Here is a 23,265-nt window from a genome sequence, read left to right on the forward strand (position 1 = left end):
TGCCCCATCCCGAGCAGAACTCGGCGGGGCGGGGGCGCGACGGAGGGTTCTGCGCTCAGTGCCCCATACCCAGGCCGCCGTCGACCGGAATGACGGCGCCCGAGATGTACGCGGCGTCGTCGCCCGCGAGCCAGGTGACGACGCCGGCGACCTCGTCCGCCGAGGCGAAGCGCCCCGCGGGGATGTTCTTCTTGTACTCGGCCTGCGTGTCGGCGGGGAGCTCGGCGGTCATGTCCGTCTCGATGAAGCCGGGGGCCACGACGTTCGCGGTGATGCCGCGGCCGCCGAGTTCGCGCGTGAGCGACCGGGCGAAGCCGACGAGCGCGCTCTTCGACGCGGCGTAGTTGATCTGCCCGGCCGAGCCGTACAGGCCGACGACGCTGGAGATGAGGATGACCCGGCCCCACCGCGCCTTGAGCATGCCCTTGGAGGCGCGCTTGACGACGCGGAAGGCGCCGCCGAGGTTCGTGGACACGACGCTGTCGAAGTCGTCCTCGCTCATGCGCAGCAGCAGCGTGTCCTTCGTGATCCCGGCGTTGGCCACGACCACGGCGATGGGCCCGAGCTCGGACTCGATCTGCGTGAACGCGGCGTCCACGGCAGCGGCGTCGGTAACGTCGGCACGCACGGTCAGTGTTCCCTCGGGGCCCTCGCCCGAGCGCGCGGTGACCGCCACCCGCCACCCCTCGGCGACGAAGCGCTCGGCGATGGCGCGCCCGATCCCGCGGTTTCCTCCGGTGACGACGACGACGCGGTCCTGGGACATGTGAGACTCCTGCGGTGCGAGGGACGGAACCGGCCCAGCCTACCGACGCCTCCGCGTCACTCGCCGTCGCGCACGTTTGACACGGCCCGCGTGACGCTGGAAGCCTGGGATTCCGGACGACGAAAGGGACGCTCGTGAGCGACGACCAGAACCCCGCCCCGCACAAGGGGAACGACACGCCCACGACCCCCGAGACGGTTCCCGGCGCGGCGGCGAGCGAGACGTACGCGGCTCCCCCGGTGCCGCCCGCGCCGCCGGCCCCGGCGTACGACGCCCCCGCGGCGCCCGCGCACGACGCCCCCGCGGCCCCCGCGTACGAGACGCCCGCGCCCGACGCTCCGCCGGCACCGGCATACGGCGCCCCGGCAGCTCCCGCGTACGGCGCGGCCGAGGCCCCGGCAGCACCCGCGTACGGCGCGCCCGCCTACGGCGCCGCCCCCGCGTACGGCGCGCCTGCCGCGCCCGCGTACGGTGCACCCTCGCCCTACGGCGCCGCTCCGTACGGTGCGGGCTACGGTTCCTCCGTGCGGACGAACGTGCTCGCGATCATCTCGCTCGTGGCATCCATCGCGGGACTCATCGGGGTCGTCCCGGTCATCGGACCGATCGCGGGTGTCATCACGGGGCACATCTCGCTCGCGCAGATCAAGCGCACCGGAGAGAACGGCCGCGGAATGGCGCTCGCGGGAACGATCATCGGCTGGGTGGGCATCGGCGTCGCGATCCTCCTCATCATCTTCTTCATCGTCTTCGTGGGGATCGCGGCGAGCCAGTCGTCTCGATACGGCGCCTAATCGCGTCCTGCCCGGGCCGGACGGGCGTACCCTTGAGTTCACCGTGAAGACATCGCCCCGTGCCCAGTCAGCGACGTCGCTCCCGCAGGCCCCGGGGGACGACGCCGGTTCCCGTTTCGCCAAGTACATGGTGATGATGGGGATCCGCGTCGCGTGCTTCGCCGCGATGGCTCTGGTGACGCCGTACGGGTGGTACACGTTCGTGTTCGCCGCCGGCGCGATCTTCCTGCCCTACCTCGCGGTGGTCGTCGCCAACGTGGGCCAGGACGCGAAGGTCCCCGAGGCGGTGAACCCCGAGCGCATGATCGAGGCCGCACCCACGACGCCCGCCGCTCCCGCGGCCGAGGCCCCGACCGTCATCCGCATCGCCGAGACCCCGCGCCTCGAGCAGCCGCGCGACGACCGGTCGTGATCGACGAGTCCGTCGACTGCTCCCGAGCAGGTTGCCGGGCCGCCGCGGTGTGGGCTATCCGGTGGCGCAACCCGCGGATCCACGCCGAGGATCGCCGCAAGACCTGGGTCGCGTGCGACGAGCACGTCGGCTACCTGCGCGAGTTCCTCCGCGCCCGCGATTTCCCCGTCGAGGTCGCCGCGCTCGCGGGAGATCCCGCGTGAGCGCCCGCCCGATGCCCCCGGCGGCCCGCTGGGCGATGTATGCCGGGATCGCCGTCCTGTTCGCGATCGCGTGCGGTTTCCTGTCGCACTGGCAGTTCTCCCGCAACGCCGACCGGTCCGCACAGCTGCAGCTCGTCGCCGACAATTACGACGCGACACCGGTGCCGCTCGGCGAACTCCTCGCTCCCGGTGCCGACCTGGCTCCCGGCGACGAATGGCGTCCCGTGCAGCTCACGGGGCAGTACGAGGCCGACAAGGAACTGCTCGTGCGCAACCGCGCGCACGCGGGATCCGCCGCGTACGAGGTGCTCGTGCCGTTCCGCCTCGACGACGGCCGGGTCTTCCTCGTCGATCGCGGATGGCTCCCGCCCGGCGAGCGTCAGGCCCAACCGGATGCCATTCCGGCACCCCCGAGCGGGCAGGTCGAGATCGTCGTGCGACTACGTCCGGGTGAGGCGGCGCCGTCGTCGGAGCGGACCACCGAGCCGGGTCAGGTGCCCACCATCAACCTCGGACTCGTCGCCGACCAGACCGGGCCGCTCGAACAGGGCGCGTACGGTCTCCTCGCGTCGGAGAACCCCGCACCCGCCGACGCCCCCGCGGCGGTCGACCCGCCCGACAACGACCCAGGCCCCTACCTCTCCTACGCGATCCAGTGGATCCTGTTCGCGATCATGGGCTTCGGGTTCCTGGTCTACGTCATCCGGAGCGAGCGCCGGATCCGTCGGGAAGAGATCGAGGACGCTCTCGAGCGCGGCGAGGAACCGCCCGCCCCGACACCGCGCACGAAGCTCGACCCGGTCGCCGCGCACCGCGACCGCAAGCGCCCCCGCGACGACGACGCCGCCGACGAGGACGCGCTGCTCGACGCGCGGTGAGCGCGGGCGCGGTGAACGGGCGAGGAGCGCGAGCGCTGATCGCTATGCCAGCGTCACCAGGTCCGCGTAGTCGCGGCCCCAGATGTCTTCCACCCCGTCGGGGAGGATGAGCACGCGCTCGGGGTTGAGCGCCTCGACGGCGCCCTCGTCGTGCGACACGAGCACGACCGCGCCCTCGTAGTGCGCCAGGGCGCCGAGGATCTCCTCGCGCGAGGCGGGGTCGAGGTTGTTCGTGGGCTCGTCGAGCAGCAGCATGTTCGCCGATGACACGACGAGCGTCGCGAGCGACAGACGCGTCTTCTCGCCGCCCGAGAGCACCCCGGCGGGCTTGAGCACGTCGTCGCCGACGAACAGGAACGAGCCGAGGACCTTGCGCGCCTCGGTCGCCGTGATGTCGGGGGCCGCGGACATCATGTTGTCCAGCACCGACCGATTGACGTCGAGGTTCTCGTGCTCCTGCGCGTAGTAGCCGATCTTCAGTCCGTGCCCGGGCTCGAGCTGGCCGGTGTCGGGCTTGTCGACGCCCGCGAGGATGCGCAGCAGCGTCGTCTTGCCGGCACCGTTCAGGCCGAGGATGACGACGCGCGAGCCGCGGTCGATCGCCAGGTCGACGTCGGTGAAGATCTCGAGCGACCCGTACGACTTCGACAGCCCCGACGCCATGAGCGGGGTCTTGCCGCACGGAGCGGGCTTGGGGAACCGGAGCTTGGCGACGCGCTCGTCCTGACGCACGTCGTCGAGTCCCTGGAGCATCTTCTCGGCGCGCGCCACCATCTGGTGCGCGGCGGCGGCCTTCGACGCCTTGGCGCCGAAGCGAGCGGCCTGCAGCTGCAGCGCCGTGGCCTTCTTCTCGACGTTGGCGCGCTCCTTCTTGCGGCGCTCCTCGTCGGCCACCCGCTGGCGCAGGTAGTTCTTCCAGTTCATGTTGTAGACGTCGATGACCTGGCGGTTGGCATCCAGGTAGAAGACCCGGTTCACGGTCTCCCCGACGAGCTCGACGTCGTGCGAGATCACGATGAGCCCGCCCTTGTAGCCCTTGAGGAACTCGCGCAGCCACACCACGCTGTCGGCATCCAGGTGGTTGGTCGGCTCGTCGAGGATCATCGTCTGCGCGTCCGAGAACAGGATGCGCGCGAGCTCGATGCGGCGACGCTGACCGCCCGACAGGGTCTTCAGCGGCTGGTCGAGAATGCGGTCCGGCAGCGAGAGGTTGTGGGCGATGGATGCCGCCTCGGCTTCGGCCGCGTACCCGCCGGCCGATTCGAATTCTTCCGTGAGCCGGGCGTACTTCTTCATCGCCTTCGCGGCGACCGCGGGGTCGTCGTCGCCCATGGCCATCGAGGCCTCGTGCATACCCAGGGCGAGAGAGCCCAGGCCGCGGGCGTCGAGGATGCGGGTGCGTGCGAGCATCTCGGGGTCGCCCGAGCGCGGGTCCTGCGGCAGGTAGCCGAGCTCGCCGCTGCGATCGACGCCGCCGTTCGCGGGGAGCAGGTCGCCGGCGAGCACCTTGGTGAGCGTGGTCTTGCCGGCACCGTTGCGGCCGACGAGTCCGATCTTGTCGCCGTCCGAGACGCGGAACGACACCTCCGACATGAGCACGCGCGCGCCGACGCGGATCTCGAGATCGTGCACGGCGAGCACAGCAGACGTCCGTTCGCTAAAGGAAAGGGAGGAGCGGCCGAGGTGGCCAGCCACCCAGTATACGGCGGCCCGGTATTACCTCGCCGTCGAGAGGTTCCGGCCGCCGCGGGAGCTCCCGGGTTTGCGGTCCGCCGCGGGCCCTGATCTAAACTAAGGCGATCCTTACCTAACTTCCTGGAGGTTCTTCGTGTCCCGATTCCGCGCGCTGGCTGCTGTCGCCGCCGCCACGGCCCTCGTCCTGACCGGCTGCGCCGGTACCTCCGCCGCCGCCCCCGGCGCCTCGGAGGGCTCCACGACGGCGGACGGAACCTTCCCCGTCACCATCGACCACGCCTTCGGCGAGACGACGATCCCCGCCGAGCCGAAGCGCGTCGTGACGGTCAGCTGGGGCAACCAGGAGGCCGCGCTCGCCCTCGGGATCGTGCCGGTCGCGATGCCCAAGGTCACGTGGGGCGACGAAGACGGCGACGGACTCCTCCCCTGGGTCAAGGACAAGCTCGACGAGCTGGGCGCCGCGACCCCCACCCTCATGGACGAGACCAACGGCTTCGACTACGAGGCCATCGCCGACGCGAAGCCCGATGTGATCCTCGGTGCCTACTCCGGCATGACGCAGGAGCAGTACGACACCCTCAGCAAGATCGCCCCCGTCGTGGCCTACCCCGAGATCGCGTGGGGCACCACCTGGCAGGAGATGACCCTGACGGATGCCAAGGCCCTCGGCCGCGAGAGCCAGGCCGAGCAGCTGGTCAGCGACCTCGAGAAGCACGTCACCGACGAGGCCGCCAAGTACCCGGCGCTGGCGGGCAAGAAGCAGATGTTCACCTACATCGACCCCACCGACCTCAGCACCGTCGGCTACTACTCGCTGAAAGACCCGCGGGCGATGTACCTGAGCGAACTCGGCATGACGCCCTCCTCCGCGGTCGAGACCTCCAGCGCCCAGGGCGACACCTTCTGGTTCACGCAGAGCGCCGAGCAGATCGAGAACTTCTCCGACGTCGACACGCTCGTCGGGTATGGCACGGATGCCACCCTCGCCCAGCTGCAGGCCGACCCGCTGTGGTCGCGCATCCCCGCCGTCGCATCCGGCGCCGTCGTGATGCTCCCCGACAACACCTCGCTCGCTGCTGTCGCCAACCCCAGCCCGCTGTCGATCGGCACCCCGCTCGGCGACGAGTACATCGGGCTCGTCGGCGCCGCCGCCGCGAAGGCCGCCTCCTGATGCACGTCTCCGACGTCACGGCGCGATGACCGCTCTCGCTCCGGCTCCGACCGCCCCCGGCGACGCTCGCCCGCGTCGCTGGGGGCGGCGGCGGGCCGTCGGCGTCACGATCCTCGTCGTCGCCCTCGTCGTCGCGGCCGTGCTCTCGGTCACGTTCGGCGCGCGGGACGTCTCCCTCACCGACGTGTGGAGCGGACTCACCGGCTCCACCGACACGGCCTCGGCGGCCGCCGTGGCCAAGCGCGTGCCGCGCACCGTGCTGGCGATCCTCGTCGGCGCGGCGCTCGCCGTCTCCGGCGCGGTGCTGCAGGGCGCCACGCGCAACCCGCTCGCCGACCCGCAGATCCTCGGGATCAACGGCGGGGCCGGGCTCGCGATCGTCACGGGCATCGCGTTCTTCGGCCTGTCCTCCGCCACCGCCTACATCTGGGTCGGCATGCTCGGCGCGGGCGCCGCGGCCGTCCTGGTCTACGCGATCGGCTCGCTCGGACGCGGCGGCGCGACACCGCTGCGCCTGGCCCTCGCCGGCGCGGTCACCGCGGTCGCCTTCAGCTCGCTCACGAGTGCGATCCTGCTCCCGAACACCGCCGTCATGAACGTGTTCCGGTTCTGGCAGATCGGCGGCGTGGGCGGGGCGACCCCCGAGACGATCCTGCAGGTGCTGCCTTTCCTCCTCGTCGGCCTCGTGATCTGCCTCGGCAGCGCCTCGGCGCTGAACACCCTCGCGCTCGGCGACGAACTCGCCACCGGTCTCGGCGCCCGCGTGCGCACCGCGCGTCTCGTGTCCACCGCGGGAGCCGTCATCCTGTGCGGCGCCGCCACCGCCGTCGCCGGCCCCATCGGCTTCGTGGGACTCATCGTCCCGCACATGATCCGCCTGGTCGTCGGGGTGGACCACCGCTGGCTCCTCCCCGTCTCCGCGCTCGGCGGAGCCGTCCTCCTCACGCTCGCCGACGTCATCGGTCGCGTCGTGGCCCGCCCCGAGGAGATCGAGGTCGGCATCGTCACGGCCCTCGTCGGCGCCCCGTTCTTCATCGCGCTCGTGCGCCGACAGAGGATGCGAGCACTGTGAGCGACACCCCTCAGAGCGAGCGCACGCTCGCCCGCGCCCAGGCCGCCGGAGGGCCCGTCACGGGGACCGGAACCCTGCCCGTCCTGGCATCCGTCACCGCCGGTCGGCACCGCCGCCGTCGGCGCTGGGCGTTGGTGACCGGCATCCTGGCCCTGCTCGTGATCGCCGCGTTCGCGCTGTCGCTGATGCTCGGCCAGACCAATTACTCCCCCGCCGAGATCTGGGGCGTCCTGACCGGCCAGCGCGTCCCGGGCGCGTCGTTCACGGTCGGCGAGCTGCGCCTCCCCCGCGCCGTGACCGCCCTGTTCACCGGCATGTGCTTCGGCATGGGCGGCGTCGTCTTCCAGACGATGCTGCGCAACGCCCTCGCGAGCCCCGACGTCATCGGCATCAACACCGGAGCCAGCGCCGCCGCCGTCATCGGCATCGTCGTGCTGGGGCTCGGCGAGACCACCGTGTCGTTCCTCGCGATGGCCGCCGCGCTCGCCGCGGCTCTCGCGATCTACCTGCTCGCCTACCGCGACGGCGGGTCGGGGGCACGGCTCATCCTCGTGGGCATCGGCGTCGCCGCGATGTGCCAGGCCGTCGTGTCGTACGTGATCGCCCGCGCCGCGGAGTACGACCTCCCCGCCGCGATGCGCTGGATCACCGGCAACCTCAACGACGCGACGTGGGACCGCGCGCTCCCGGTTGTCGGAGCCGTGATCGTCCTCGGCCCCGTACTGCTCGTGCTCGCCCGCCGCCTGGAGATCCTGCGGATGGGCGACGACACCGCCGCCGCGCTCGGGCTGCCCGTCGAGCGCAGCCGCCTGCTCCTCATCGTTGCGGCCGTGGGCCTCCTCGCCTTCGGCACCGCCGCCGCCGGCCCCATCGCGTTCGTGTCGTTCCTGGCCGGGCCGATCGCCGTGCGGATCCTCGGTCCCGTCGGCTCCCCCGTCCTCCCCGCGGGGCTCGTCGGCGCGCTCCTCGTCCTCGTCGCCGACTTCTGCGCGCAGTACGCGTTCGGCACGCGGCTGCCGGTGGGCGTCATCACCGGTGTGCTCGGCGCGCCGTACCTCATCTACCTGCTCATCCGCAGCAGCCGATCCGGAGGCACCACGCTATGACGTCGCCGCGCCCCCGCACTCGCCCCCGCGCTCGCCCTCACCGAGAAGGACCCCGACGATGACCACGGAACGCACCCTGCACGCCGAAGCCGTCACCCTCGGCTACGGCGACCGCACGATCGTCGACACGCTCGACCTCCGCCTTCCCCCCGGGCGGGTGACCGCGATCGTCGGCGCCAACGCGTGCGGCAAGTCGACGCTGCTCAAGGCGATGGCGCGCCTCCTCGCCCCGACGAGCGGACAGGTGCTGCTGGACGGCAAGGCCGTGCACCGGATGCCGACCAAACAGGTCGCGCGCGTGCTGGGGCTCCTTCCCCAGTCGCCGGTGGCACCGGACGGCATCGCCGTGTCCGACCTCGTCAGCCGGGGACGGCATCCGCACCAGGGAGCGCTGTCCCGGTGGACGCGCACCGACGACGCCGCCGTCGCGCGCGCGCTCGAAGCCACCGACACCGCGCACCTCGCCGATCGCCATGTCGACGAGCTGAGCGGCGGGCAGCGGCAGCGCGTGTGGATCGCGATGGCCCTCGCGCAGGAGACCGACGTGCTCCTCCTCGACGAGCCCACGACGTTCCTCGACATCAGCCACCAGATCGACGTGCTCGACCTGCTGACCGACCTCAACCGGCAGCGCGGCACGACCGTCGCGATGGTCCTGCACGACCTCAACCTCGCCGCGCGCTACGCCGACCACCTCGTCGCCATGGCCGGCGGCCGCGTGATCGCGGCGGGGGATCCCGGCGACGTCATCACCGAGGAGACGGTACGCGAGGTGTTCGGCCTCGACAGCCGCGTCGTCCCCGACCCGCTGACGGGGCGCCCCATGGTCATCCCGATCGGCCGTCACCACACGGTGAGCGAGCCGGCGCAGGGCTGAGCGCCCGGGGCGCTGAGCCTGTACCCCTGCGGGTCCCGCGGCCCCGCAGGGGTACAGGCTCAGCTCGTGCGCTCGACCTGGCCCATGCGCCAGTAGCCCATGAACGCCACGCGCTTGCGGTCCACGCCGCAGCCCTGGACGAGCAGGCGCCGCAACACCTTCACGGTCTGCGACTCGCCGGCGATCCAGGCGTAGAACTCGCCCTCTGCGTCGGCGGGGCTGTCCCACAGCAGGTCGACGTCGACGTCGATGTCGTCCAGCTGCTGCGGACGCGGAGCCGCGGCGCGCGCGAGGACGTCTCCGGATGCCGCGGTCCACGCCTCGACGGCCTCGATGAGCGCCTCCCCGTGCGGACGGTCATCGCGCGCGAGCCACCGCACCCGCGCGTCCGTGCGGACGAGGAGCGCGTCGTCGTCCGTCGGCACCTCGATGAAGGCATCCACGACGAAACCGGACCCGAGTCCCTCGAGGATCGCGCAGATCGCCGGAGCGGCCGTCTCGTCACCCGCGAGCAGCAGACGCTGGGCGGTGCCGGGGTGGAAGTCGATGCCCTGCGCCGACTCCTCGCTCCGCGCGTCGGGTCCCACCACGAGGATCCGGTCGCCGATCGCGGCGACCTCGGCCCACGCCCCCGCGGGGCCGGCGTCGTGATGCAGCACGAAGTCGATGTCGAGCTCGAGCGCCTCGGGATCGATCCGGCGCACGGTGTAGGTGCGGAACGGCATCCGCTCGTCGTCCGGCAGGTCGCGCCACCGCGTGTACCACTCGCCGTTGTCGATCGCGACGGGGTCCTCCTGGCCGATGTCGCACAGGCGGCCGTCGGGGCCGGGCAGGACGAGCTTCACCCGCTGGTCGCGGCGATCGGTGCCGAAGACCTCGAAGTCCGGAGACGTGAACGTGATCCGCGCGAAGTGCGGCGACAGCCGACGGGCCTCCTTCACCACGGCGACGTACGGGCGGTAGGCGGGACGCGTGGCTGTCTTCACGGGATAAGGATATCCTTACCTATCCTCCGGATGCCACGCCCAGACGTCCGGAAAGGACGCCGCCGAACTACTCCACGAGCGCACCGATGCGCCGGATCGCCTCCCGCAGCACGTCGGGATCGCAGCCCACGTTGATGCGGACGTGGCCCACGCCCTCGGCGCCGAACAGCGGGCCGTGGTGCAGCGCGACCTTGGCCTCGCGCCGGACGTAGGGCGCGGGGTTATCTCCCCATCCGTACGCGGAGACATCGACCCACGCGAGGAACCCCGCCTCGGGCACGCGGTACCGCGCGAGCGGGAGGTGTTCAGCGAGCAGCTCGGCGAGCAACCGACGGTTGTCGTCGAGCGCGACCAGGAGTTGCTCCAGCCACGCGTCGCTCTCGGCCGCGAACGCCGCGCGGTTGGCGATGATGCCGAACAGTCCCGCGCGCCACTCGACCTCCCACGGCAGCGCCCTCACGACCGCGGCGTTCTCGTCCGAACCCGTGACGATCACCGCGCACTTCAGCCCCGCGAGGTTGTAGGTCTTGCTGGCGCTCGTGATCGTGAAGCCGACCTCGGCCGCCTCGGGAGCGGCATCCAGGAACGGCGTGAACACGGCCGGCGCGAAGGTCAGCGGTGCGTGGATCTCGTCGCTCACGACGGCCGCGCCGTACCGCGCCGCGAGCCGCGCCAGCTCGGCGAGCGACTCCCGCGTATGCACGGTTCCGGTCGGGTTGTGCGGGTTGCAGAGCAGGACGGCCCTGGCTCCGGATGCCAGCGCCGCGGCGATCCCGTCGAGGTCGAGCTCCCACCGCTCCCCCGTGTCGCGCAGCGGCACCCGCTCCACGACGGCGCCCGCCTCCTCGACGGTGTCGTAGAACGGCGGATACACGGGAGGCGTGACGACGACCCGGTCGCCCGGCGAGGTCACCGCGCGCAGTACCTCGACCACGCCCATCATGACGTCGCCGGTCCACCGGATCCGCGCGGGATCGGGACGCCACCCCCATCGGCGCTCGGCGAAGTCGGCGAAGTCGAGGTCGATGCCCGGACGCGGCGGGGTGTACCCGGTGTCCCCGATCTCGACCGCGCGGGCGAGGGCCGCGGTGATCGCGGGCGCGAGCGGGAAGTCCGTCTCCGCAACGAACATCGGGATCACGTCGTCCCCGTACGATCTCCACTTCGTGCTCGAACGCTGACGGAGCAGTTCGAGCGGCAGGGCCTTCAACGGGGGAACACTCACCCTGACGAGCCTAATGAGAGCCCCGGATGCCGAGGAATCGGCGCGTCAGAGACGGAAACACGAACGCCCACCCCGCGTGGGATGGGCGTTCGGGAGAGAGCTTCTTCAGATCGCGAAGCCGAGGGCGCGCATCATGTCGCGGCCGTCGTCGGTGATCCGCTCGGGACCCCACGGCGGCATCCAGACCCAGTTGATGCGGAAACGGTCCACGACGTTGTCGAGGGCCTGGGCGGTCTGCTCCTCGAGCACGTCGGTCAGCGGGCAGCCGGCCGACGTCAGGGTCATGTGGATGACGAGCGCGTCGTTCTCGTCGTCCCACGCGAGGTCGTAGATCAGGCCCAGGTCGACGACGTTGATCCCCAGTTCGGGGTCCATGACGTCTTTGAGGGCCTCGGTGACCTCGTCGTATTTCTCGGGAGCGAGTGTTGCGGTCATGTAACGATCTTACGCGTCGACCGGGGTACCGGCCTCGAGGAAACGGTCGTAACCCTCTTCCTCGAGTCGGTCGGCGAGTTCGGGGCCGCCCTCTTCCACGATCCGGCCCTTCACGACGACGTGCACGAAGTCGGGGCGAATGTAGCGCAGGATGCGGGTGTAGTGCGTGATGAGGAGCACGCCGAGGTCGGTGTTCTCCTTGGCGCGGTTCACGCCCTCCGAGACGATCTTCAGCGCGTCGACGTCGAGACCCGAGTCGGTCTCGTCGAGCACGGCGATCTTCGGCTTGAGCAGCTCGAGCTGGAGGATCTCGTGACGCTTCTTCTCGCCGCCCGAGAAGCCCTCGTTGACGTTGCGCTGGGCGAACTTGGCATCCATCCGCAGGTTCTCCATGGCGCCCTTGACGTCCTTGGTCCAGGTGCGGATCGCCGGCGCCTCGCCGTCGATCGCCGTCTTGGCGGTGCGGAGGAAGTTCGTCACGGTGACGCCCGGGATCTCGACCGGGTACTGCATCGCGAGGAAGAGGCCGGCGCGCGCACGCTCGTCGACGCTCATCTCGAGGACGTCCTCACCGTCGAGGGTGATGGAGCCGCTCGTCACGGTGTACTTGGGGTGACCGGCGATCGTGTACGCCAGGGTCGACTTGCCGGAGCCGTTGGGACCCATGATCGCGTGGGTCTCGCCGGTGCGCAGCGTCAGCGTCACACCGTTGAGGATCGGGGTCGTGCCGGCATCCGTCTCGACCGTCACGTGGAGGTCGCGGATCTCGAGGACAGACATGGGGTTCCTTACTCGGTAGTTCAGAGAGATTTCGTGACGGCGGGATCGATGAGCACGTCGTCTCCGTCGATCACGACCTCGTACACGGGGACCGGCTCGTACGCCGGCAGGTTCAGGGGGCGGCCGGTCTTCAGCGAGAACGCCGATCCGTGCGCCCAGCACTCCAGCGTCTCGCCCTCGACGAAGCCGTCGGAGAGCGAGATGTCGCCGTGGGTGCAGACGTCGCCGATCGCGTGGACGTCGCCGTTGCCGTCGAGCACGACGGCGATCGCGACGCCGTCGACCTCGACGCGGCGGGCCTCGTCCTGCACGAGCTCGCTGAGCCCGCACACGCGGGACGCGCTCACGCCGCGGCTCCTTCGGCCAGCTCGCGCTCGATCGCCTCGGTCAGTTCGGCCTCGAGCTCGGGGATGCCGATGCGCTGGACGATCTCGCTGAGGAACCCGAGCACGACCAGGCGTCGCGCCTCGTCCTCGGCGATGCCGCGGGCCTGCAGGTAGAACAGCTGCTCGTCGTCGAAACGACCCGTCGCGCTCGCGTGCCCCGCACCCTGGATGTCGCCGGTCTCGATCTCGAGATTCGGGATCGAGTCGGCGCGCGCGCCGTCGGTGAGGACGAGGTTGCGGTTGGCCTCGTACGAGTCGGTGCCGGTGGCATCCGGTCCGATGAGGACGTCGCCGATCCAGACGCTGCGGGCGCTCACGCCCTGCAGCGCACCCTTGTAGAGGACGTCGCCGACGGTGTGCGGCCCCTTGTGGTGCAGGTACACCTGCGACTCGAGGTGCTGACCGGCGTCGGCGAACGACAGGCCGTACAGGCGCCCCTCGGCGCCCGCACCCGCGAGCTCGACCGACGGGTTCACGCGCACGACGCCGCCTCCGAAGCTCACCACGACGTGCGTGAGCTTGGCGTCGCGGTCGACGCGGGCCTGGTGCGAGGAGGCGTGCACGGTGTCGTCGTCCCAGCGCTGCACCGACACGACCGTCAGCTCGGCGCCGTCGCGGACGAGGATCTCGACGTTCTGCGCGTGCTGCACGCTGCCCTCGTGCCGCAGGACGACGGTGCCGCGGGAGTTCGGCTGCGCCTCGATCACGACGTGGGCGTGCGCGAGGCCGCCCGTGCCGGTGAGCCGAACGACGATCGGCTCGTCGAGCTCGACGTTCGCCGGGATGCGCAGCAGCGGAGCCTCGGGCTCGTGCGTCCACGCCAGGGCCGCGGGCAGGTCCTCGGGGCGGAAGTGCTCACCGCGCGGCGCGTCGCCGACGGCCAGGCGCAGCTGCTCCACGGCGTCGGGCGCGGTGACCTCGACGCGCATGATGCCCTCGGGACCCGCCTCGTCGACGAACAGCGGCGCGAGCCGGTCGACCGGGCTCAGCTTCCAGTTGACCTCGCGGCCGGTCGGGGTGCCGAAGTCGCTCGGGTCGAACGACGTCGGACGCTCCGACCGGGTCTGGACGGGGACGACGGATGCCACCAGGGCGGCAGGGTCGATATGACCCTCCGCCGCAGCGGCGGGGGTCTGGGTCGCAGTCGACATTTAGCCTACGGATCCTTCCATGCCCATCTCGATGAGCTTGTTCAGTTCGAGGGCGTACTCCATCGGCAGCTCGCGGGCGATCGGCTCGATGAAGCCGCGCACGATCATGGCCATGGCCTCGTCCTCGGGCAGGCCGCGGGACTGCAGGTAGAACAGCTGCTCCTCGCTGACCTTCGAGACGGTGGCCTCGTGACCGAGCTGCACGTCGTCGACGCGGATGTCGATCGCGGGATACGTGTCGGAACGCGAGATCGTGTCGACCAGCAGAGCGTCGCAGCGCACCGTGTTGGCGGAGTGGTGGGCGTTGGCATCCACTCGGACCTCGCCGCGGTAACCGGCGCGACCGCCGCCGCGGGCGATGGACTTCGACACGATCGACGACTGCGTGTACGGCGCCATGTGGATCATCTTGGCGCCGGCGTCCTGGTGCTGACCGGGACCCGCGAAGGCGACCGACAGGGTCTCGCCCTTGGCGTGCTCGCCCATGAGGTAGATGGACGGGTACTTCATCGTCACCTTGGACCCGATGTTGCCGTCGACCCATTCCATCGTCGCGCCCTCGTGGGCGACGGCGCGCTTGGTGACGAGGTTGTAGACGTTGTTCGACCAGTTCTGGATCGTCGTGTACCGCACGCGGGCGTTCTTCTTCACGATGATCTCGACGACGGCCGAGTGCAGCGAGTCGCTCTTGTAGATCGGGGCGGTGCAGCCCTCGATGTAGTGGACGTAGCTGTCCTCGTCCGCGATGATCAGCGTCCGCTCGAACTGGCCCATGTTCTCGGTGTTGATGCGGAAGTACGCCTGGAGCGGGATCTCGACGTGCACGCCCTTCGGGACGTACACGAACGATCCGCCGGACCACACAGCGGTGTTCAGTGCCGCGAACTTGTTGTCACCCGCGGGGATGACGGTGCCGAAGTACTCCTCGAAGAACTCCGGGTGCTCCTTGAGCGCCGTGTCGGTGTCCATGAAGATGACGCCCTGCTCCTCCAGGTCCTCGCGGATCTGGTGGTAGACGACCTCGGACTCGTACTGGGCGGCGACGCCGGCGACGAGACGCTGGCGCTCGGCCTCGGGGATGCCGAGCTTCTCGTAGGTGTTGCGGATCTCCTCGGGGAGCTCCTCCCACGACTGCGCCTGCTTCTCGGTCGAGCGCACGAAGTACTTGATGTTGTCGAAGTCGATCTCCGACAGGTCCGCGCCCCACGTGGGCATGGGCTTGCGACCGAAGAGCTGATAACCCTTGAGACGGGTCTTGAGCATCCATTCGGGCTCGGACTTCAGCGCGGAGATGCCGCGCACGACCTCTTCATTGATGCCTCGCTGGGCGACGGCCCCGGCGGCATCCGTGTCGTGCCAGCCGAATTCGTACACCCCCAGTCCCTCGAGTTCGGGACGGTCGATGAGCACGTCGGACATGGTGGTCACTCTCCTTCTCGGGCCACAACGGTGTCATCCGCCCCGACATTCCGGCATCGACTCCGGTCGGAGTCACAGGAACGTCGCTGGTGGGCCCGCTCGAAGGCGCTGGCTGCGCGCCTAGACTGTCAGGGGTGCGGGACGCGCGAGCGCTGCACCCGAAGACCCTTCGATTCTACAGGCAAGACCCGCTCCCGGCACGGCGCAGACCCGCCGCCGCGACCTGAGCGCCCCGCCGCCAGGAGGCTGCGCGCATGTCCACCGCTTCGTCCCCCCGCGTCCTCGGACGCCTCGTCGACTGGCTGCCGACGCACCCCGACCGGCGCGTGCGCGTGTTCGCATGGCTGTCGTTCGTGGCCGAGGTGCTCATCATCGGGACCGGCGGAGCGGTCCGGCTCACCGGTTCGGGACTCGGCTGCCCGACCTGGCCGCGCTGCACGCCGGACTCCCTGGTCAACACCCCCGAGATGGGGATCCACGGCATCATCGAGTTCGGCAACCGGACTCTCACGGGGCTCGTCGGCCTCCTCGCGCTCGCGGTCGTCGTGCTCATGTGGCGGATGCGGAAAGACCGCCGCGGCATGTTCGTGCTGGCCCTGATCGTGCTCGGCGGAATCGTCGCGCAGGCGGTTGTCGGCGGCATCACGGTGCTGACGGGCCTGAACCCCTTCATCGTCGGGTTCCACTACATCGCCTCGGTGGTCCTGGTCACCGTGTGCGCGGCGTTCCTCGTCCTCATGTACCTCCCCGCCGGCGCGCGCGAGCGCGTCGTCCCCGCGTGGTTCGCCGGCCTCGTCCACGCCACGACCGGTGTCCTGGCCCTCACCGTCGTGTTCGGCGTCCTGACGACGGGCGCGGGCCCGCACTCCGGAGACGCGGCGGCCGTGCAGCGCAACGGCTTCGACGCCGAGGTGCTCGAGCACGTCCACGCGTGGCCCGGCTACGCCCTGTTCGCCCTGACCCTCGTCATCGTCGCGCTCGCGTGGCGTCTGCGGCTCCCGGTGCGCCGCTGGGCGACGGCGCTGCTCGCGGTCGAGCTGGTGCAGATCGCCGTCGGCCTCTACCAGGCGCGCAACGGCCTGCCCGAACTCGCGGTCGGCGTGCACATGGTGCTGGCGGCCCTCGCCGCGGCGACCATGACGGTCGTCGTCCTGCGGCTGAAGGCCCCGGTCGCCACGGGTTCCGCGGACCGGCGCGACGCCGTCGCGGCCGCGCAGCGCTGACCTTAGCGCGTTCATAGGGATTTCATCGAGCGCCCAGAGTCCACGCACCGGCGAGTGCGAGACTCTGTTGCGACCCGTGCCGACCGTGCCCGGGAATCGAAGGAGTTCCTCTCATGCAGACCCGTCCCCGCCTGGTGACCAGCATCCCGTTCTGGGTGCTCCTGGTGCTCTCCGTGGCCTCCGTGATCGGCGGACTCGTCATCGTCTTCCAGCAGATCGACGCGATGCAGGCCGTGCTCAACGACCCCAACGCGACGGTCGTCACCGTCTACGTCGCCCAGTCGTGGGCGATCGTCGGCGCCGTGCTCCTCGGCGCCGGTGCGCTCGGCATCCTCACGACCCTCGCCGTCGCGGCGGTCGTGTCGACCCGTCCGCGCCCCGACGTCTCGGTGGAGACCATCGACTGGACGAACGACGACGAGAGTGCACCCGAGGCGCCGTTCGCCGCCGCCCCCACCGTGGCCGCAGCGGCCACGACCGCGCCCGCCGCGCCCCTCGTCCTCGAGGACGCGGACGTCGAGACCCCGTCGGACGCTCCGGCTCCCGCCGAGGCAGTTCCCTTCGAGAAGGACGCCGACGGGAACCCCGCGCGTTCCTGATCGCCCCGAACGACGAGAAACGCCCGCTCCCCTCTCGGGAGCGGGCGTTTCGCGTGGAGTCCGGAAACTCAGAACGGCAGCAGCGGGTCGATCGCGATCGCGACGAACAGCAGCGTGAGGTACGTGATCGACGCGTGGAACACGCGCATCGGGCGGGGCTGCACGCCCTGCACGGCCCGCGAGTAGAGGCGGTGCGACTCGTAGACGAACCAGCCGCCGAACACGAGCGCCGAGACGCTGTAGACGAGCCCCATGGATGCCACCGGGATGAGCAGCAGGGAGCACGCCACCGTGGCCCACGCGTACAGGATCACCTGGAGACCGACCTGCGAGCCGCTGCGGGTGGCCCCGAGCATCGGGACGTCGACCTCTTCGTACTGGTCGGCGTACTTCATCGACAGCGGCCAGTAGTGCGGGGGCGTCCAGAGGAACACCAGCGCGAACAGGATGAACGGCGCCCAGGAGAGCGAGCCGGTCACGGCCGACCAGCCGATCAGCACCGGGAAGCAGCCGGCGATCCCGCCCCAGACGATGTTCTGCTCGGTGCGGCGCTTGAGGATCATCGTGTAGATCACGACGTAGAAGAAGATGGCCGCCGCGGACAGGCCGGCCGCCAGCGCGTTGGTGAACGCCCACAGCCACACGGTTGAGACGACGGCGAGCGTCCATGCGAACGTCAGGGCGCCGCGCGGCGACACCTCGCCGGTCACCAGCGGACGGTTCTCGGTGCGCTGCATGTGCGCGTCGATGTCGCGATCCAGGTACATGTTGAACGCGGCGGCGGAACCGGCGCTCAACGATCCCCCGATGACGGTGGCGAAGATGAGCCAGATGTCGGGCAGTCCGCGTGCCGCCAGGATCATGACCGGAACGGTCGTGACCAGCAGCAGCTCCAGCACGCGCGGCTTGGTCAGAGCGACATAAGCGCGAACGGTGCGTCCGACGGAGCGGCGATCGGTCGTCGCAGTGACGTGCGACGTCGTCGAGATGTCCATCGTCCCCCGGGGTAGAGCGAGCGTATCCCCACGATTCTATGGCATCCCGTACACACACCCGGCCGCCTGTCGACCCCCTCGGGAACAGTCCCGGGCCTTCGTACGTTCTCGCTATGCTGGCGATGAACGCGCGCCCCGCGCCGACCACCCCACCCCACTCCCGCCCCTACGGCGTCGAGAGCGGCGTCGGATCGTGACCCCGGGCGCAAAGTGACGAGAAAGGCACCGTGTTGTCGGACTTCGAATGGGACGAGATCGATCGGCGCGCGGTGGACACCGCACGCGTTCTGGCGGCGGATGCCGTCGAGAAGGTGGGGAACGGGCACCCCGGTACCGCGATGTCCCTCGCCCCCGCGGCCTACCTGCTCTACCAGCGCGTCCTGCGCCACGACCCGGCCGACACACACTGGCCCGGACGCGACCGCTTCATCCTCTCCGTGGGCCACTCCTCGCTCACGCAGTACGTGCAGCTCTACCTCGGCGGTTTCGGCCTCGAGCTGAAGGACCTCGAGGCGCTGCGCACGTGGGGCTCGCTCACCCCGGGTCACCCCGAGTACGGCCACACCGACGGCGTCGAGATCACGACCGGCCCGCTCGGCCAGGGTCTGGCCTCGTCGGTCGGCTTCGCCTACGCCGCCCGCTACGAGCGCGGCCTGTTCGACCCGGAGACCCCGGCCGGCGAGAGCCCCTTCGACCACTACGTCTACGTCATCGCGGGTGACGGCGACCTCCAGGAGGGCGTGACCAGCGAGGCCTCTTCGCTCGCCGGCCACCAGGAGCTCGGCAACCTCATCGCGATCTACGACTCCAACCAGATCTCGATCGAGGACGACACGAACGTCGCCTTCACCGAGGACGTGCAGAAGCGCTACGAGTCCTACGGCTGGCACGTGCAGACCGTCGACTGGAAGAAGACCGGTCAGTACGTCGAGGACGTCGCCGAGCTCAACGCCGCGATCGAGGCCGCGAAGGGCGAGACGAGCAAGCCGTCGCTCATCATCCTCAAGACGATCATCGGCTGGCCCTCCCCCGGCAAGCAGAACTCCGGCAAGATCCACGGTTCGGCGCTCGGCGCCGACGAGCTCAAGGCCACGAAGGAGGTGCTCGGCTTCGACCCCGAGCAGCACTTCGTCGTCGCCGACGACGTCCTGGCCCACACGCGCCAGCTCGTCGAGCGCGGTGCCGCCGCGAAGTCCGCCTGGCAGGAGAAGTTCGACGCGTGGGCCGCCGCCCACCCCGAGCGCAAGCAGCTGTGGGACCGCCTGCAGGCCCGCGAGCTCCCCGCGGACATCGCCGACGCGCTCCCCGCGTTCGAGGCCGGCAAGGACGTCTCGACGCGTGCCGCGTCGGGCACGGTCATCAACGCGCTGGCCGCCGAACTCCCCGAGCTGTGGGGCGGTTCCGCCGACCTCGCCGAGTCGAACCTGACCACGATCAAGGATGCCAAGTCCTTCATCCCCACCTCGTGGTCGACGCACGAGTGGTCCGGCGACCCGTACGGCCGCGTGCTGCACTTCGGCATCCGCGAGCACGCCATGGGCGCGATCCTCAACGGCATCGTGCTGCACGGACCGACGCGTCCGTTCGGCGGCACGTTCCTCATCTTCAGCGACTACATGCGCCCGCCGGTGCGTCTGGCCGCGCTGATGAACATCCCGACGGTCTTCGTCTGGACGCACGACTCCGTCGCCCTCGGCGAGGACGGCCCGACGCACCAGCCGATCGAGCAGCTCGCCAGCCTCCGCGCCATCCCGAACTTCGCCCTCGTGCGTCCCGCGGATGCCAACGAGACCTCGGTCGTATGGCTCGAGATTCTCCGTCGCACCGCCGGCCCCGCCGGTCTCGCGCTCACGCGGCAGAACATCCCCGTGTTCGCGCGCGGCGAGGGCGAGGCATCCGGAGACGTCTTCGCGTCGGCCGCTAACGCGGTCAAGGGCGCGTACGTCCTCGCGGAGGCCCCGAACGGCGAGCCCGACGTGATCCTCATCGCCACGGGCTCCGAGGTGCAGCTGGCCGTCCAGGCCCGCGAGACCCTCGCCGCCGACGGCATCAACGCCCGCGTGGTCTCGGCTCCGTCGCTCGAGTGGTTCGCCGAGCAGGACGAGGCGTACCGCGAGTCCGTGCTGCCGTCCTCGGTGAAGGCGCGCGTCTCCGTCGAGGCGGGTTCCGCGCTCACGTGGGCGGGCATCGTCGGCGACGCCGGCCGCTCGGTCGCCATCGACCACTTCGGCGCCTCCGCCGACTACAAGACCCTCTTCCAGAAGTTCGGCATCACCGCCGAGGCGGTCGTGTCGGCCGCCCACGAGTCGATCGCCGCCGCGAAGTAATCCCAGGAGAGAACAGACAATGAGCACTCCCACCGAACAGCTTTCCGCCGCAGGCGTCAGCATCTGGCTCGACGACCTGTCCCGTCAGCGCATCCAGTCCGGCAACCTCGCCGAACTCATCGAGAAGCGCAACGTCTCCGGCGTCACCACGAACCCGACGATCTTCGCCGGTGCGCTCTCCAAGGGCGAGGCCTACGAGGGCCAGGTCCGCGAGCTCGCCGGCCACGGCGCGGGCGTCGACGAGGCGATCTTCTCGATCACCACCGACGACGTGCGCGACGCGTGCGACATCTTCCTGCCCGTGTTCGAGGCCACCGGCGGGGTCGACGGCCGCGTGTCGATCGAGGTCTCCCCCGACCTCGCGCACGACACCGAGGCGACCATCGCCCAGGCGAAGGACCTCTCGGCGCGCGTCGACCGCCCGAACGTCCTCATCAAGATCCCCGCGACGAAGGCGGGCCTCCCCGCCATCACCGAGGTCATCGGTGCGGGCATCTCCGTGAACGTCACGCTGATCTTCAGCCTCGAGCGCTACGCCGAGGTCATCGACGCGTACCTCGCCGGCGTCGAGAAGGCCCGCGAGGCCGGACACGACATCTCGACCCTGCAGTCGGTCGCGTCGTTCTTCGTCTCCCGCGTGGACACCGAGGTCGACAAGCGCCTCGCCGCGATCGGCACCGACGAAGCCGCCGCACTGAAGGGCAAGGCGGGCCTCGCCAACGCGCGCCTCGCGTACGAGCTCTTCGAGCAGAAGTTCGCCGAGGACCGCGCGAAGGAGCTGCTCGCCGCCGGCGCGACCGTGCAGCGCCCGCTCTGGGCGTCGACGGGAGTCAAGGACCCGGCGCTCCCCGACACGCTGTACGTCACCGAGCTCGTCGCCCCCGGCACCGTGAACACGATGCCCGAGAAGACGCTCGAGGCCACCTTCGACCACGGCGTCATCACCGGCGACACCATCACCGGCGCGTACGCCGAGGCGCACGAGGTCTTCGACCAGCTCGCCGCGGCCGGCGTCGACTTCGCCGACGTGACGCAGGTGCTCGAGGACGAGGGCGTGGAGAAGTTCATCGCCTCCTGGCACGAACTGCAGGAGACGGTCGCCACCGCGCTCGAGGCCGGAAGCGCCCAGGCCGCGAAGTGACCTTCGCCGTCAAGGCCACCGGCCACGCCAAGGCGGTCGTCGACTCCGAGCTGCCCGGTCTGGTCGGCTCGCTGGTCGCGTCCGCTCTGACGGCGGGTGACCCCACGCTGTGGGGTCCCGCGGCCGAGGACGAGGCATCCCGACGACTCGGGTGGGTGCAGGCGGTCTCCGTCTCGCGCCCGCTCGTGCCGGAGATCACGGCCCTGCGCGACGCCCTCGTCGCGCAGGGCGTGACCCGGGTCGTCCTCGCGGGGATGGGCGGCTCGTCGCTCGCCCCCGAGGTCATCGCCCGGTCCGCGGGCGTTCCGCTCGTGATCCTCGACTCCACCGCCCCCGGGCAGGTTCTCGCCGCGATCGACGGCGACGCCGAGTCCGGCGGCCTGCGCGAGACCGTGCTCGTGGTCTCGAGCAAGTCGGGTTCCACGATCGAGACCGATTCCGCGAAGCGCGCCTTCGAGGCCGCTTTCCGCGACCTGGGCATCGACCCCGCCGAGCGCATCGTCGTGGTGACCGACCCGGGCTCTCCGCTCGAGCAGTCGGCTCGCGCCGACGGTTATCGCGTGTTCCCCGCCGACCCCACCGTGGGCGGCCGGTACTCGGCGCTGACGGCGTTCGGACTCGTCCCCGCCGGTCTCGCCGGCGTCGACATCGACGACCTCCTCGACGAAGCGGATGCCACGCTGCTCGAGGTCGCGATCGACTCGCCCGAGAACCCGGCCCTCGTCCTGGCGGCGGCCATCGCCGGCGGCGGCGACCTCCGCCGCGACAAACTCGGCCTGGTCACCGACGGCAGCCACCTCCCCGGTCTGCCGGACTGGATCGAGCAGCTGATTGCCGAGTCCACCGGCAAGGAGGGCACCGGCATCCTGCCCGTCGTCCTGCTCCCGGTCTCCCCCGAACTCGAGTCCAAGCCCGCCGACCTGCAGGTCGTGCGGTTCGTCGACCACGCGGACGCGTTCCACCTGTTCGACCGTCACGAGGGCGAGATCCTCGTGAGTGGATCGCTCGGCGCGCAGTTCGTCGTGTGGGAGTACGCGACCGCGATCGCGGGTCGCCTGCTCGGGATCGACCCGTTCGACCAGCCCGACGTGGAGTCGGCGAAGGTCGCCGCGCGCGGTCTCCTCGACGCGCGTCCCGAGCCGACGGAACCCGCTCTCGTGCTCGACGGCGTCGAGGTCCGCGTCTCCGACCCGGCGCTGGCCGCCGGTGGAACGCTCGCGAGCGTGCTGGACGCCCTGTGGGCGGCCGTCCCCGCGGACGGCTACGTCAGCATCCAGGCCTACGTGAACCGCGTCGAGCTCCCCCAGCTCGCGGGACTCCGCGAGCTCGTGGCGGCGGATGCCGGTCGACCCACGACCTTCGGGTGGGGACCCCGGTTCCTCCACTCGACCGGTCAGTACCACAAGGGAGGACCCGCGAACGGCGTCTTCCTGCAGATCACCGAACGCACCGACGTCGACCTGGAAATACCCGGGCGACCGTTCACGTTCGGGGAACTTATCCACGCACAGGCCGCGGGCGACGCGAGCGTGCTGGCGGACGGCCACGGCCGCCCCGTCGTCACTCTCACGCTCACCGACCCGCAGGTCGAGGTGCTCTCACTCTTCGAGGCGGCGCAGTAAAA

General features: G+C 70.5%; 23 protein-coding genes. 13 read left to right on the forward strand and 10 right to left on the reverse strand.

Annotated elements, in window-relative coordinates; all coding sequences use genetic code 11:
* Nucleotides 1-55: 55 nt before the first annotated feature.
* Nucleotides 56-766, reverse strand: coding sequence for a 3-oxoacyl-ACP reductase FabG (gene fabG, locus RKD05_RS16225; protein WP_063257906.1), 711 nt, complete (start codon nucleotides 764-766; stop codon nucleotides 56-58).
* Between the two features lie 134 nt (nucleotides 767-900).
* Here fabG and RKD05_RS16230 point away from each other — a divergent pair, with 134 nt between their 5' ends.
* The 4 genes from RKD05_RS16230 to RKD05_RS16245 are packed head-to-tail and all read left to right on the forward strand — an operon-like array spanning nucleotide 901 to nucleotide 3,053.
* Nucleotides 901-1,560, forward strand: a complete 660-nt coding sequence (locus RKD05_RS16230; RefSeq protein WP_424711401.1) for a DUF4190 domain-containing protein — start codon at nucleotides 901-903, stop codon at nucleotides 1,558-1,560.
* 43 nt (nucleotides 1,561-1,603) lie between these two features.
* Nucleotides 1,604-1,972 carry a DUF3099 domain-containing protein gene (locus tag RKD05_RS16235; RefSeq protein ID WP_424711402.1) on the forward strand — a complete coding sequence of 123 codons (369 nt, stop codon included), beginning with the start codon at nucleotides 1,604-1,606 and terminating at the stop codon, nucleotides 1,970-1,972.
* Complete coding sequence (locus tag RKD05_RS16240) at nucleotides 1,969-2,175, forward strand: hypothetical protein (protein WP_424711404.1); 207 nt, start codon at nucleotides 1,969-1,971, stop codon at nucleotides 2,173-2,175. Before RKD05_RS16235 ends, RKD05_RS16240 begins: the two co-directional genes overlap by 4 nt.
* Nucleotides 2,172-3,053 (forward strand): SURF1 family protein, encoded by an 882-nt coding sequence (locus RKD05_RS16245; protein WP_424711406.1) that lies wholly within the window; start codon nucleotides 2,172-2,174, stop codon nucleotides 3,051-3,053. The genes RKD05_RS16240 and RKD05_RS16245 overlap by 4 nt, the downstream gene beginning before the upstream one ends.
* A gap of 42 nt (nucleotides 3,054-3,095) precedes the next feature.
* Here RKD05_RS16245 and RKD05_RS16250 read toward each other — a convergent pair whose 3' ends face one another.
* Complete coding sequence (locus RKD05_RS16250; protein ID WP_424711408.1) at nucleotides 3,096-4,694, reverse strand: ABC-F family ATP-binding cassette domain-containing protein; 1,599 nt, start codon at nucleotides 4,692-4,694, stop codon at nucleotides 3,096-3,098.
* A 187-nt stretch (nucleotides 4,695-4,881) separates the two neighbouring features.
* Between RKD05_RS16250 and RKD05_RS16255 the strand changes: the two genes are divergently transcribed.
* The 4 genes from RKD05_RS16255 (at nucleotide 4,882) to RKD05_RS16270 (ending at nucleotide 8,974) form a co-directional block, all read left to right on the forward strand.
* Entirely contained in the window at nucleotides 4,882-5,919 is a 1,038-nt protein-coding gene (locus RKD05_RS16255) for an iron-siderophore ABC transporter substrate-binding protein (protein ID WP_022879368.1), read from the forward strand.
* 25 nt (nucleotides 5,920-5,944) lie between these two features.
* Nucleotides 5,945-6,991: a FecCD family ABC transporter permease gene (locus RKD05_RS16260; RefSeq protein ID WP_424711410.1), complete on the forward strand. Its 1,047-nt coding sequence runs from the start codon at nucleotides 5,945-5,947 to the stop codon at nucleotides 6,989-6,991.
* 74 nt (nucleotides 6,992-7,065) lie between these two features.
* Nucleotides 7,066-8,097, forward strand: coding sequence for a FecCD family ABC transporter permease (locus RKD05_RS16265; RefSeq protein ID WP_424711876.1), 1,032 nt, complete (start codon nucleotides 7,066-7,068; stop codon nucleotides 8,095-8,097).
* Between the two features lie 58 nt (nucleotides 8,098-8,155).
* Nucleotides 8,156-8,974: an ABC transporter ATP-binding protein gene (locus RKD05_RS16270; RefSeq protein ID WP_022879371.1), complete on the forward strand. Its 819-nt coding sequence runs from the start codon at nucleotides 8,156-8,158 to the stop codon at nucleotides 8,972-8,974.
* Between the two features lie 59 nt (nucleotides 8,975-9,033).
* Here RKD05_RS16270 and RKD05_RS16275 read toward each other — a convergent pair whose 3' ends face one another.
* From RKD05_RS16275 to sufB, 7 genes are all read right to left on the reverse strand, one after another.
* Nucleotides 9,034-9,960 (reverse strand): siderophore-interacting protein, encoded by a 927-nt coding sequence (locus RKD05_RS16275; RefSeq protein ID WP_424711411.1) that lies wholly within the window; start codon nucleotides 9,958-9,960, stop codon nucleotides 9,034-9,036.
* Between the two features lie 67 nt (nucleotides 9,961-10,027).
* The gene (locus RKD05_RS16280; protein WP_424711413.1) at nucleotides 10,028-11,185 is read right to left on the reverse strand and encodes a MalY/PatB family protein; all 1,158 of its coding nucleotides are present in this window, start codon (nucleotides 11,183-11,185) and stop codon (nucleotides 10,028-10,030) included.
* A 105-nt stretch (nucleotides 11,186-11,290) separates the two neighbouring features.
* A complete protein-coding gene (locus tag RKD05_RS16285) occupies nucleotides 11,291-11,620 on the reverse strand; it encodes a metal-sulfur cluster assembly factor (RefSeq protein WP_013586729.1) in 330 nt (109 codons plus the stop codon).
* A gap of 9 nt (nucleotides 11,621-11,629) precedes the next feature.
* Entirely contained in the window at nucleotides 11,630-12,400 is a 771-nt protein-coding gene (gene sufC, locus RKD05_RS16290; protein WP_022880454.1) for a Fe-S cluster assembly ATPase SufC, read from the reverse strand.
* 20 nt (nucleotides 12,401-12,420) lie between these two features.
* Entirely contained in the window at nucleotides 12,421-12,747 is a 327-nt protein-coding gene (locus tag RKD05_RS16295) for a non-heme iron oxygenase ferredoxin subunit (protein WP_063257895.1), read from the reverse strand.
* The gene (gene sufD, locus RKD05_RS16300) at nucleotides 12,744-13,937 is read right to left on the reverse strand and encodes a Fe-S cluster assembly protein SufD (RefSeq protein ID WP_424711414.1); all 1,194 of its coding nucleotides are present in this window, start codon (nucleotides 13,935-13,937) and stop codon (nucleotides 12,744-12,746) included. Before sufD ends, RKD05_RS16295 begins: the two co-directional genes overlap by 4 nt.
* Nucleotides 13,938-15,356: a Fe-S cluster assembly protein SufB gene (gene sufB, locus RKD05_RS16305; RefSeq protein ID WP_063257893.1), complete on the reverse strand. Its 1,419-nt coding sequence runs from the start codon at nucleotides 15,354-15,356 to the stop codon at nucleotides 13,938-13,940.
* 254 nt (nucleotides 15,357-15,610) lie between these two features.
* Between sufB and RKD05_RS16310 the strand changes: the two genes are divergently transcribed.
* Nucleotides 15,611-16,579 carry a COX15/CtaA family protein gene (locus RKD05_RS16310; protein ID WP_424711415.1) on the forward strand — a complete coding sequence of 323 codons (969 nt, stop codon included), beginning with the start codon at nucleotides 15,611-15,613 and terminating at the stop codon, nucleotides 16,577-16,579.
* A 113-nt stretch (nucleotides 16,580-16,692) separates the two neighbouring features.
* Entirely contained in the window at nucleotides 16,693-17,178 is a 486-nt protein-coding gene (locus tag RKD05_RS16315; protein WP_424711416.1) for a dinucleotide-utilizing enzyme, read from the forward strand.
* Between the two features lie 68 nt (nucleotides 17,179-17,246).
* Here RKD05_RS16315 and RKD05_RS16320 read toward each other — a convergent pair whose 3' ends face one another.
* Nucleotides 17,247-18,173: a heme o synthase gene (locus RKD05_RS16320; protein ID WP_063257892.1), complete on the reverse strand. Its 927-nt coding sequence runs from the start codon at nucleotides 18,171-18,173 to the stop codon at nucleotides 17,247-17,249.
* Between the two features lie 230 nt (nucleotides 18,174-18,403).
* Between RKD05_RS16320 and tkt the strand changes: the two genes are divergently transcribed.
* Genes tkt through RKD05_RS16335 form a run of 3 tightly spaced genes read left to right on the forward strand, consistent with a single transcriptional unit; the run spans nucleotide 18,404 to nucleotide 23,263 of the window.
* Nucleotides 18,404-20,500, forward strand: a complete 2,097-nt coding sequence (tkt, locus tag RKD05_RS16325; RefSeq protein ID WP_424711877.1) for a transketolase — start codon at nucleotides 18,404-18,406, stop codon at nucleotides 20,498-20,500.
* 19 nt (nucleotides 20,501-20,519) lie between these two features.
* Nucleotides 20,520-21,641, forward strand: a complete 1,122-nt coding sequence (gene tal, locus RKD05_RS16330) for a transaldolase (RefSeq protein WP_424711418.1) — start codon at nucleotides 20,520-20,522, stop codon at nucleotides 21,639-21,641.
* Nucleotides 21,638-23,263, forward strand: coding sequence for a glucose-6-phosphate isomerase (locus RKD05_RS16335; RefSeq protein ID WP_424711420.1), 1,626 nt, complete (start codon nucleotides 21,638-21,640; stop codon nucleotides 23,261-23,263). Before tal ends, RKD05_RS16335 begins: the two co-directional genes overlap by 4 nt.
* Nucleotides 23,264-23,265 lie beyond the last annotated feature (2 nt).

Origin of the sequence: Microbacterium sp. SLBN-111 (genome assembly GCF_049739645.1) — a bacterium.
In the GTDB taxonomy this organism is placed as follows: domain Bacteria; phylum Actinomycetota; class Actinomycetes; order Actinomycetales; family Microbacteriaceae; genus Microbacterium.